Consider the following 10,364-nt stretch of genomic DNA (forward strand, 5'->3'; position numbering starts at 1 on the left):
CGAAGCCGCCGAAGCCTCCTGTAGGAGCGGCGCAAGCCGCGACCGCGCCATCGCGGCTACGTCGAAAGCTTCATCGTAGTTGTGGCCTCGCGGTCGCGACTTGCGTCGCTCCTACAGTTGGAATCGAAGCCGCCTTAGCCCCCTGTAGGAGCGGCGCAAGCCGCGACCGCGCCATCGCGGCTACGTCGAAGGTTTCATCGCAGTTGCGGCCTCGCGGTCGCGACTCGCGTCGCTCCTACAGTCGGAATCGAAGCCGCCGTAGCCCTTGTAGGAGCGGCGCAAGCCGCGACCGCGCCACTCCGATCACGGCGTAGCTCGCCCACCGCCGGAACCAACCACAGCCAATGACAGGCGCTACCTACGCTCCCGCGCCATCTCCGCCCACAGCTTCTCGCGCAAGGCGCGCGGCGTCTCCCCGGTCAACCGCTTGAACGCGCGCCGGAAATCGCGCGGGTCCTTGTAGCCGATGGCCGCGCCGACGCTGGCGATGCTCGGCCCGCGCTCGCGCAGCAGCGCGTAGGCGCGGTCGATGCGCAGGCGGTCGTGGATCTGGTGGAAGCTGGTGCCTTCGCCGGTCAGCTGCCGGCGCAGGGTGCGCTCGCTGACGTGCATCTGCGCGGCGATGTCGGTGAGCTTGGGATCTTGCGGCAACTGCGCGCGCAGCAGGCGCTCGACCGCGGCGGTGGCTTCGCCGGGCACCGCGCCGGACGGCATCTGCGCTTCGCACAACGCCAGCACCTGTTTCGAGGCGATGGGGTTGTGGGTCGGCAGCGGCGCGGCCAGCCAGTCCACATCGAGCACCAGGCGATCCTGCGGTTGGTCGAAGGCGAGCGGGCACTCGAACACCGCTTCGTATTGGTCGCGGTATTCCGGTTCGGGATAGCTGAACTCCAACCGCTGCGGCCGCAGCTTGTCGCCGACCAGGCCGCGCGCCAGCGCCAGGCAGCTGCTGAAGAACTCTTCGGTGACGAAGCGGTGGATCGACGGGAAGGCGATGGTCATCTGCCCGGCCAGCGCCAGCGTGCCCGACTCGGACGCGCTTTCGACGAAGCGCATCAGGCTGCCGACCACCGGCGTGAAGCGCAGACCGATCTGCAGCGCCTCGCCGAAGGTGGCCGCGGTGGTCATGGCCAGGCCGAGCAGGCCGAAGTTGCCCACGTGCTGGACCCGGCCGATGTCCAGACCGATGCTCGGCGGCAGCACCTTGAGCGCGCGCTCGATCACGATCGCGGTCGGCCGGTCGGGCAGGCGCACGCCCGGGTCGCTGACCTGGGCGCGGCTCAGGCCGGTGCCGGCGAACCAGTCGTCGCTGGGCGCGCCGATCCGGTCCGCGGTTTCCAGCAGACCCCACAACAGGTTGGGCGACATCAGCGCGACGTCGCCGCCGCTGGCGTCGGTGTTTGGTTCGGATGGCTGACGCATCGCCCCTCACGATACTTGGCCGCACGGTTGACCGCGAATGCCCCCCTAGTGTGCCGCAATCGCCCTCGCGCGCGCTCGCGCAGGCGGCGGAGACTCATCGCTTAGCCACCGTCGGCATGCCGCGCTGCAACACGCGCGCCACGACGCCGCCACCGTCCCGGGGAGACTTATGAATCAGCCGAAGTTGCCGTTGCGCGCTTGCGTCCTCGCTCTGGCCCTCGCCGCGGCCGCCTGCGGCCCCGAGCAGGCCCAGCACACGCCGACCGCGCAAGTCGCCGCGGGCGATGCGGGCTTCGCCGACGCCTTCCGCACCAAGCTGCTCGACGCCAAACCGGGCGACGTGATCGAGGTGCCGCCCGGGCGGTACAGCTTCGACCGCAGCCTGACCCTGCGCGTGGACGGCGTGACCATCCGCGGCGCCGGACCGGACAAGTCGGTGCTCAGCTTCAAGGGCCAGAAAGCCGGCGCCGAAGGGCTGCTGGTCAACGCCAGCAATTTCGTCATCGAGAACATCGCCATCGAGGACAGCAAGGGCGACGGCCTCAAGGTCAACGAGGGCGAGCACATCACCATCCGCAACGTGCGGGTGGAGTGGACCGGCGGGCCGAGCACCAAGAACGGCGGCTACGGGCTGTATCCGGTCAAGACCCGCAACGTGCTGATCGAGAACTCGGTGGCGATCGGCGCGTCCGACGCCGGCATCTACGTCGGCCAGTCGCGCGACGTGATCGTGCGCAACAGCCGCGCCGAGTTCAACGTCGCCGGCATCGAGATCGAGAACACCGTCAACGCCGACGTCCACGACAACATCGCCACCAACAACACCGGCGGCATCCTGGTGTTCAACATGCCGGCGCTGTCGCAGCAGGGCGGGGCGATCCGGGTCTACAAGAACCAGGTGTTCAAGAACAACACCGCCAACTTCGGCGCCAAGGGCACGCCGGTGGCGAGCGTGCCGGCCGGAAGCGGCGTGGTCATCAACTCCAACGACGATGTCGAGATCTTCGACAACGACATCAGCGACAACGCCACCACCAACATCATCGTCTCCAGCGTCTACTCCACCGGCTACAAGGACGACAAGGCGTCGAAGGACTTCGATCCCTATCCCGAACGCATCAACATCTACGGCAACCGGCTCAAGGGCGGCGGCGAGTCGCCCGACGGGCTCGACCTGAAGGCGCTCAAGACCGCGCTGTACGGGCTCAGCGGGCATTTCCCCGATGTGCTGTGGGACGGCTACGCCAACGCGCAGCGCAAGGAAGGGCCGCAGATCTGCATCCGCGAAGTGTCCGGCGTGGTCAACGCCGACGGGCCCGGCGGCTACAAGAACCCGAGCCAGGACACCAAGCCCTACGCGTGCGAGCTGCCGAAGCTGCCGGCCATCGACCTCAAGCGCGGTTGAGCGATGTCGGGAATGTCGATGCGTTACGTCTTCGCAGTGCTGTTGTCGTTGCTGGTCGCAGGGTGCAGCAAGCCGCAGGAACCGGCCCCGACGGCCAGCGCCGACGCGCCGCTGGCCGCCGACGCGCCGTGGGCGCCGGTGCGTTTCTTCGCCGACGGCCAGCCTGCGGACCTGGCCGAGTGGAACCTGCTGCGCGTCGCCGGCGGCCGCCTGCAGCTCAACCGCGAGGTGCTGCCGTACGACCTCAACACCGCGCTGTTCTCCGACTACGCGCATAAGCTGCGCACGCTGTGGATGCCGAAGGGGCAGGCGGCGAGCTACGATCCCGACAACGAGTTCGATTTTCCGGTCGGCACCGTCTTCAGCAAGACCTTCTATTACCCGCGCGGCGAAGGCGACGCGGTGCTGCGCAGCTACGACGACGGCCCGGACCTGCGCGGCGGCGGCCTGGAACTGAGCAAGGTGCGGTTGGTGGAAACCCGTTTGCTGCTGCGCCGCGACAGCGGCTGGGTGGCGTTGCCGTACGTGTGGAATCGCGAACAGACCCAGGCGAAGCTGATGCGCGGCGGCGAACTGGTGTCGCTGGAATTGGTCGCCGCCGACGGCGGCCGCGAGAGCGCCGACTACGCCGTGCCCGATCAGAACCAGTGCGCCGGCTGCCACGGCACCGACATGAAGTCCAAGGCGCTGCATCCGATCGGCCCGAAGGCGCGCCACCTCAATCGCGATTTCGCTTACGACGACGGGCTGCAGAACCAGATCGCGCGCTGGACCCAGGCCGGCTACCTCAAGGGCGCGCCCGCGCCGCAGCAGGCGCCGCGCGACGCCAACTGGCGCGACCCCGCCGCGCCGCTGGAAGCGCGCGCCCGCGCCTACCTCGACATCAACTGCGGCCACTGTCACAGCCCCAAGGGCCCGGGCAACACGTCGGGCCTGTGGTTGAATGCGGCGACGCAGGAGCCGCTGCGACTGGGCCGGTGCAAGCTGCCGATCGCGGCCGGCCACGGCACCGGCGACCATCGTTACGGCGTGGTGCCGGGCAAGCCGGACGAATCGATTCTGATCTACCGCATGCGCAGCGACGATCCCTCGGTGATGATGCCCGAGCTCGGCCGCAGCGTGGTGCACGAGGAGGGCGTGAAACTGATCCGCGACTGGATCGCCGCGCAACAGGGGCAGTGCGGCTGAGCCGCGGTCCGCAGGACAGGGGGAACCACCGCAACACCGCAGAAAAACAGGCGCCTCGGACGAACGCGCCGCTACGAACCGACGAACGCAAGAACGAACGAGAGGGGAGAGCTTTCGATGTCGTTGCGCAAACACCGCTTGGTCATTGCGACCCATGCCGTGCTGTCCGCCCTGTGCGGCAGCGCTTTCGTCCTGGCCGCACCGGCCGCCTTCGCCCAGGAGGCCGGGCCCAAGGAACTGGACAAGATCACCGTCACCGCGCAGAGCCGCGAGCAGGAACTGCAGGACGTGCCGATCGCCCTGCAGGTGGTCACCGACAAACTCATCGACGACGTCGCCGCGCAAGACCTCGGCGACCTCGACAGTTTCGTGCCGGGCCTGGTGGTCGACAGCCTGCAGCCGACCCAGCCGAGCTTCGAGCTGCGCGGCATCAGCACCGACGACTTCGGCATCGGCACCGATCCGGCGGTGGGCGTGTACGTGGACGGCGTCTACGCCGGCCGCGGCGGCGGCGTGCTGCTGCCGTTCACCGACGTGGAGCGCATCGAAGTGCTCAAGGGCCCGCAGGGCACCTTGTTCGGCCGCAACACCGCCGCCGGCGCGATCTCGATCATCACCCGCAAGCCCGACACCGCCGCCACCGAAGTCAAGGCCAAGCTGCGCATCGGCAACTACGGCAAGCAGTACGTCGACGGCATGCTCAACCTGCCGGTCAGCGAGGACTCGGCGTTCCGCTTCAACGCCCTGGTCAACCATGCCGACGGCTGGATCCAGGACGCCGAAACCGGCCGCGACCTCAACCCGGAAAACAACTGGGCCACCCGCGCCGCGTTCAAGACCCGCTTCGGCGAGCGCACCAGCGCACTGATCAGCTGGGACCACGAGAGCCTGGACCAGCTCGGCCAGGCCACCACCGGCATCGTCGCGCTGCCGACGGCGCCGGGCCTGCCGCCGCTGCCGGTGAACGAGCGCGCGTATCTGGACCCGCGCAAGATCGGCACCGTCAGCGACGCCGTAGGCAACGAGGAATCGCGCCGCTTCGACGGCGTGACCCTGATCGTCGACCACGGCACCGACTGGGGCGGCTTCACCTCGACCACCTCCTGGCGCGACTACGACTCGGTCAACCGGGTCGAAGAGGACGGCACCAACCGCCGCTATCTCTACGTCGACTCGACCAACACCGAGAGCAACCGCAGCTTCTACCAGGAGTTCAAGTTCAACGGCAGCACCGACAAGCTCGACTGGGTCGCCGGCGCCAGCTACTTCGACGAACGCGCGCGCCAGACCAGCGAGGTCAATGCGACCACCGATTCGGTCGATACCATCGTGCACAACCTGGGCATGGCGCCGACCCAGTCCGGCTACCTGTTCGGCGAGGTCGACGCCGGCCTGGCCGCGCTCGGCATCCCGATCCGCCTGCGCGGCCACGACTGGAACGAGACCTTCCGCAACACCCTGGACACCAAGGCCTACGCGGTGTTCGGCGACGTCATCTGGCACGTCAACGACAAGCTCAACCTGACCGTCGGCCTGCGCTATACCCGCGACGAGAAGAAGTTCAGCTGGCTCAACAACCACCGCTCCGCGCCGGGGCTCGACGCTGCGCTGGACCAGCTCCAGGCGCTGGGCGCGTTCCAGGTGATCGGCATCCCGCGCGACTTCTTCGTCTTCGATGTCGCCTTCATCGACCCGCCGGCGATGATGAACAAGGGCATCCTGCGCCGCACCTCCAACAGCTGGAGCGACCTGAGCCCGCGCTTCGTGGTCGACTACCACCTCAGCGACGAGACCATGGTGTTCGCCTCGCTGGCCAAGGGCTACAAGGCCGGCGGCTTCAACTCGCTGCAGATCGGCAGCAGCTTCGAGAACGAGGACGTGTGGAACCTGGAGACCGGCATCAAGACCTCGTTCCCGCAGCACCGCATCCAGCTCAACGCCTCGCTGTTCTACTACGTCTACGACAACCGCCAGGCGGTGCGGCTGGACAGCAGCACCGACATCCCGCGCTTCGTCATCGACACCTCGGACCTGGAAGCCTACGGCCTGGACTTCGACATGCGCTGGCAGGCCACCGACAACTTCGGCCTGGACTTCAACGCCAGCTTCATCGACTCGACCTACAAGAACTACGTCACCTCCGACGGCATCGACGCCAGCGGCGATCCCACCGGCCTGCCGTACTGGTCGGCGGCCGGCGGGCTGTACTACCGCATCCCGATGGAGGCCAACGGCGACATCAACGTGTCGCTGCGCCACTCCTATCGCGGCAAGGTGCGTTGCAGCGAGGAGTCGCGCGCGCAGAACCGCTGCGGGGTGAGCCCGGCGCTGGACCTGGGCGAGGCGCAGAACCGCACCGACCTGCGCATCGCCTGGACCTCGCCGCAGGACCGCTGGGGCCTGGCGGTGTACGGCAACAACCTGTTCGACAACCAGTACATCAACTCGCTGGGCACCTACGGCAAGAACGTGCTCGGCACGGTCGGCGCGCGCGTGACCGAGCCGCGCACCTACGGCGTGGAGTTCATGGCCAAGTACTGAGGGTTCTTGTAAGGTCGCCGCGACACGGCACGAGGCCCGCTCCGGCGGGTCTCGCGCTGTTCCCTCCGACAAGGACGCGCGCGCGATGAAAGCTTTGAAGGTATGGGGCGCCCACTTCGCCATCGTCGCTTGCGCGGCGCTGGCGGTGTTGGCGGTGGCACTGCGGGTTCCGCCGCTGCCGGCCACCTCGGCGTGGATGTACGGCGCGATGGCGGCCGCGGCCTGGCTGTCGTTCCTGGTCTCGCGCGGGCAGGGGCGGGGGCTGTGGGCTGCCGTAGCGGTGGCCGCGGCGGTCGCCGCGCTGGCGATGCTGGCGTCGCTGGGATTGGTGTTGAACATCGTCGGCGCCTGAGCCGGGCCGACGCAGGCGCGCAAGCTCGGCGCGGGGGATCCGCGATCCGCGGCCCGCAAACGCCGCCGCCGGCCGCGACGCGCCACGCCGCGTAAGCCCCGCGGGGTTTTGGTTTGCGCGCGTTCTCGGCATCCTTAGCGCATGGCAAGACACCCGGACGGCCCTGCCGTCGATCTGCAAACGCAACCGCTGCCGCGCATGCCCGGGGTCGGGCCGCGCCTGGCCGAAAAACTGGCGGCGCGCGGGCTGCTGACCCTGCAGGATTTCTGGCTGCAACTGCCGCGCCAGTACGAGGACCGCACCCAGCTCACCCCGATCCGCGGCCTGCGCCCCGGCGTGCCGGCGCAGGTGGAGGGGCGGGTGGAAGCGGTCGAGCGCGGCTTCCGCTACCGGCCGATGCTGCGGGTGGCGGTCGGCGACGACTCGCACGGCAACGTGGTGCTGCGCTTCTTCCATTTCCGCGCCGCCCAGGTCGCGCAGTTCCAGGTCGGCGCGCGGGTGCGGCTGTACGGCACGCCCAAGCCCGGCCAGCACGGGCTGGAGATCGTCCACCCCAGCTACCGCATGCTCGGCGACGACGACGAGGTCGAACTCGGCCAGTCGCTGGACCCGGTCTACCCGGCCATCGAGGGCATCGGCCCGGCGATGCTGCGCAAGCTGATCGGCTACGCGCTCGACCGCCTGCCCGACGAGGCCGCGCTGGAACTGCTGCCGGACGAACTGCGCCGGCGCCTGCAACTGCCGACCCTGCGCGAAGCGTTGCTGACCGTGCACCGCCCGCCGGCCGACGCCGATGTGGCCGCGCTGATCGACGGCCGCCATCCGGCGCAGCGGCGGCTGGCGCTGGAGGAATTGCTCGCCCACCACCTGAGCCTGCGCCGCCAGCGCATCAGCCAGCAGGCGCACAAGGCGCGGCCGCTCAAGCAGGTCGCGCTGGCCGAGAAGCTGCGCAAGTCGCTGCCGTTCAAGCTCACCGGCGCGCAGCGGCGGGTGTTCGACGAAATCCGCGCCGACCTGGCCAAGCCCTCGCCGATGCTGCGGCTGGTGCAGGGCGACGTCGGCAGCGGCAAGACCGTGGTCGCCGCGCTGGCGGCGATGCTGGCGGTGCAGCACGGCCGCCAGGCCGCGCTGATGGCGCCGACCGAACTGCTGGCCGAGCAGCACCTCAACAATCTGCGCAAGTGGCTCGAGCCGCTCGGCATCGGCGTGGTCTGGCTGGCCGGCAAGGTCACCGGCAAGGCGCGCAAGCAGGCGCTGGAGCAAGTGGCCGACGGCAGCGCCCAGGTCGTGGTCGGCACCCACGCGCTGATGCAGGAAGGCGTGGCCTTCCACGATCTGGCTTTGGCCATCGTCGACGAGCAGCACCGCTTCGGCGTGCACCAGCGTCTGGCGCTGCGCGACAAGGGCGCCGGCGGCGCGGTCGGCGAGGACGCGATCGTGCCGCACCAGTTGGTGATGACCGCTACCCCGATCCCGCGCACGCTGGCAATGACCGCCTACGCCGACCTCGATGTGTCGGCGATCGACGAACTGCCGCCCGGACGCACGCCGGTGCAGACCGTCGCGCTCAGCGAAGAGCGCCGGCCCGAGCTGGTGCAGCGCATCCGCACCGCCTGCGCCGAAGGCCGCCAGGCCTATTGGGTGTGCACGCTGATCGACGAATCCGACGAAGTGGTCGCGCAGGCCGCGCAGAGCACGTTCGAAGAATTGTCCAGGCAACTGGCGCCGCTGCGCGTGGGGCTGGTGCACGGACGGATGAAGGCGAAAGAAAAGCAGGAGACGATGCGCGCGTTCAAGGACGGCGAACTCGACCTGCTGGTGGCGACCACAGTGATCGAAGTCGGCGTCGACGTGCCCAACGCGTCACTGATGATCATCGAGAACGCCGAGCGCCTGGGCCTGGCGCAGTTGCATCAGCTGCGCGGACGGGTCGGGCGCGGCAGCGCCGCGTCCAGTTGCGTGCTGATGTACCGATCGCCGCTGTCGGGATTGGCGCGGCAGCGCTTGGAGACCATGCGCCAGACCCACGACGGTTTCGTCATCGCGCAGAAGGATCTGGAACTGCGCGGCCCCGGCGAACTGCTCGGCACCCGCCAGACCGGCCTGGCCGGTTTCCGCGTCGCCGACCTTAGCCGCGACGCCGACCTGCTGCCGCTGGTGCAGGAACTCGGCGAGCGCCTGTTGACCGAATCGCCGCAACTGGCCGACCGCATCGTCTCGCGCTGGGTCGGCGGCGCGGCGCGTTACGCCTCGGCCTGAGCCTCGGCGCGGCGTCGCGCTCGGCGAACCGATGCGCCGCCGCGCCGGCGGCGCATCGCGCGATGTAGTCGCGGCAAGCGCGGCCGTCGCCTGCGCCATCGCGGCCTGTCCTCACCAGCTCGCGATTTTCTCCTTTAGATAATTTTTTCTGATCGCCGCGAATCTTCCGCGCAGCGCAATGCTCGTCGTGCGTTCGCGAACGCTGGCCGTGCCGTCGCCGCCGATGCGCGTCAGCGGCATTCGCGTAACAGGGCAGGCGTCGGTTGGTGCGCGCAATTTTCGAACGCCGCACGATTGATGCAGTGCAGCGCGCGCTCCCGATCCGCGCATTCAGCAAGCACGTTGCATCGTTCGCGCGCGCGCAGCGTCCGGTCGTTCGCGTTTTTGTCGTCTACCTCACTCGCGGGGCGATGAGCGAACGACGAAGCCGGTTGCAGCGTGTCAACGCGCGTCGCCGCCAATCGTTGCTGCGAAGTCGGACCTTCGCGACGACACGGCGATGCGTGATAGCGCTCACGTTGCGGAAGTGATGGCGACTGGCGATCGCGATCGCGGCGGCCTGAATCGAGCGCTTGTGCGTGGCTGTCGCAGCTTTGGAAACAATGCCGAGGCAGAGTCGTCGTCCGTAGTCGTTGCGGCGTGACAGTACGAAATCATGTTCGCGTTGTGGGCACGGCGTACAAGCGATAGCGCTCTTCGTCGCAGATCGTCGATCCGATTGCGATATGAATTAGCTGAAGACAAGTGCGTGATAACGCTCACAATGCGGCGGTGATTAGCAACGTCGTTCCTTGTGCGTCGAAGAATGACGGGCAAGGTCACATGGCGCGAAAACCGCTGAAAAACAGGCGTTCTCGCGATGTTCGTTCATCGGCCTGAAGCGCGAACGGATTCGCAGAACGACGGTATACGAAACAGGGACGTTGGATGAATCAGGCACGATCGCATCGCAGTGAACACGCTACGTACCGCACCGTGTGCAGTGCTTCGACATCACATCGATTGCGGGTTCAAGCAGTGCGTCACACAAAGACGTTGCACAAAAGATACTCACCTACCTTGCACACCTTGGCACTTCGAAGCATCATCATGCGACACCGATGCTGCTTCGAATGAGCACTCGGCTCGCAACGGAATACAACTGCGTCGCACGTATTCATTCATGTGAAAAATCTCTGAGGCCGAGCCCGCACGCTA

7 protein-coding genes are annotated in these 10,364 nt (G+C 68.0%); 5 read left to right on the forward strand and 2 right to left on the reverse strand.

Features of this window, described 5'->3' with window-relative positions:
* Positions 1–354: 354 nt before the first annotated feature.
* A complete protein-coding gene (locus BLU84_RS25095; RefSeq protein ID WP_083383098.1) occupies positions 355–1,422 on the reverse strand; it encodes an AraC family transcriptional regulator in 1,068 nt (355 codons plus the stop codon).
* 169 nt (positions 1,423–1,591) lie between these two features.
* Here BLU84_RS25095 and BLU84_RS25100 point away from each other — a divergent pair, with 169 nt between their 5' ends.
* The 5 genes from BLU84_RS25100 (at position 1,592) to recG (ending at position 9,167) form a co-directional block, all read left to right on the forward strand.
* Entirely contained in the window at positions 1,592–2,827 is a 1,236-nt protein-coding gene (locus tag BLU84_RS25100) for a parallel beta-helix domain-containing protein (protein WP_074873695.1), read from the forward strand.
* 18 nt (positions 2,828–2,845) lie between these two features.
* Positions 2,846–4,015 carry an SO2930 family diheme c-type cytochrome gene (locus tag BLU84_RS25105; RefSeq protein WP_074873719.1) on the forward strand — a complete coding sequence of 390 codons (1,170 nt, stop codon included), beginning with the start codon at positions 2,846–2,848 and terminating at the stop codon, positions 4,013–4,015.
* A 117-nt stretch (positions 4,016–4,132) separates the two neighbouring features.
* Entirely contained in the window at positions 4,133–6,556 is a 2,424-nt protein-coding gene (locus BLU84_RS25110; RefSeq protein ID WP_074873697.1) for a TonB-dependent receptor, read from the forward strand.
* 85 nt (positions 6,557–6,641) lie between these two features.
* Positions 6,642–6,908, forward strand: a complete 267-nt coding sequence (locus tag BLU84_RS25115; RefSeq protein WP_074873699.1) for a hypothetical protein — start codon at positions 6,642–6,644, stop codon at positions 6,906–6,908.
* A 141-nt stretch (positions 6,909–7,049) separates the two neighbouring features.
* Positions 7,050–9,167 (forward strand): ATP-dependent DNA helicase RecG, encoded by a 2,118-nt coding sequence (gene recG / locus BLU84_RS25120; protein ID WP_074873701.1) that lies wholly within the window; start codon positions 7,050–7,052, stop codon positions 9,165–9,167.
* A 111-nt stretch (positions 9,168–9,278) separates the two neighbouring features.
* Here the strand turns inward: recG and BLU84_RS27990 are convergent, their stop codons facing one another.
* A complete protein-coding gene (locus BLU84_RS27990; RefSeq protein WP_267889202.1) occupies positions 9,279–9,407 on the reverse strand; it encodes a hypothetical protein in 129 nt (42 codons plus the stop codon).
* Positions 9,408–10,364: the final 957 nt, after the last annotated feature.

It is taken from the genome of Lysobacter enzymogenes, assembly GCF_900106525.1.
Classification (GTDB): Bacteria; Pseudomonadota; Gammaproteobacteria; order Xanthomonadales; family Xanthomonadaceae; genus Lysobacter; species Lysobacter enzymogenes.

Excerpts from the sequence above, each read along its gene's own strand:
- BLU84_RS25095 (WP_083383098.1), bottom strand. The coding sequence starts at position 1,422 with ATGCGTCAGCCATCCGAACCAAACACCGACGCCAGCGGCGGCGACGTC.
- BLU84_RS25100 (WP_074873695.1), top strand. The coding sequence starts at position 1,592 with ATGAATCAGCCGAAGTTGCCGTTGCGCGCTTGCGTCCTCGCTCTGGCC.
- BLU84_RS25105 (WP_074873719.1), top strand. The coding sequence starts at position 2,846 with ATGCGTTACGTCTTCGCAGTGCTGTTGTCGTTGCTGGTCGCAGGGTGC.
- BLU84_RS25110 (WP_074873697.1), top strand. The coding sequence starts at position 4,133 with ATGTCGTTGCGCAAACACCGCTTGGTCATTGCGACCCATGCCGTGCTG.
- BLU84_RS25115 (WP_074873699.1), top strand. The coding sequence starts at position 6,642 with ATGAAAGCTTTGAAGGTATGGGGCGCCCACTTCGCCATCGTCGCTTGC.
- recG (WP_074873701.1), top strand. The coding sequence starts at position 7,050 with ATGGCAAGACACCCGGACGGCCCTGCCGTCGATCTGCAAACGCAACCG.
- BLU84_RS27990 (WP_267889202.1), bottom strand. The coding sequence starts at position 9,407 with ATGCCGCTGACGCGCATCGGCGGCGACGGCACGGCCAGCGTTCGCGAA.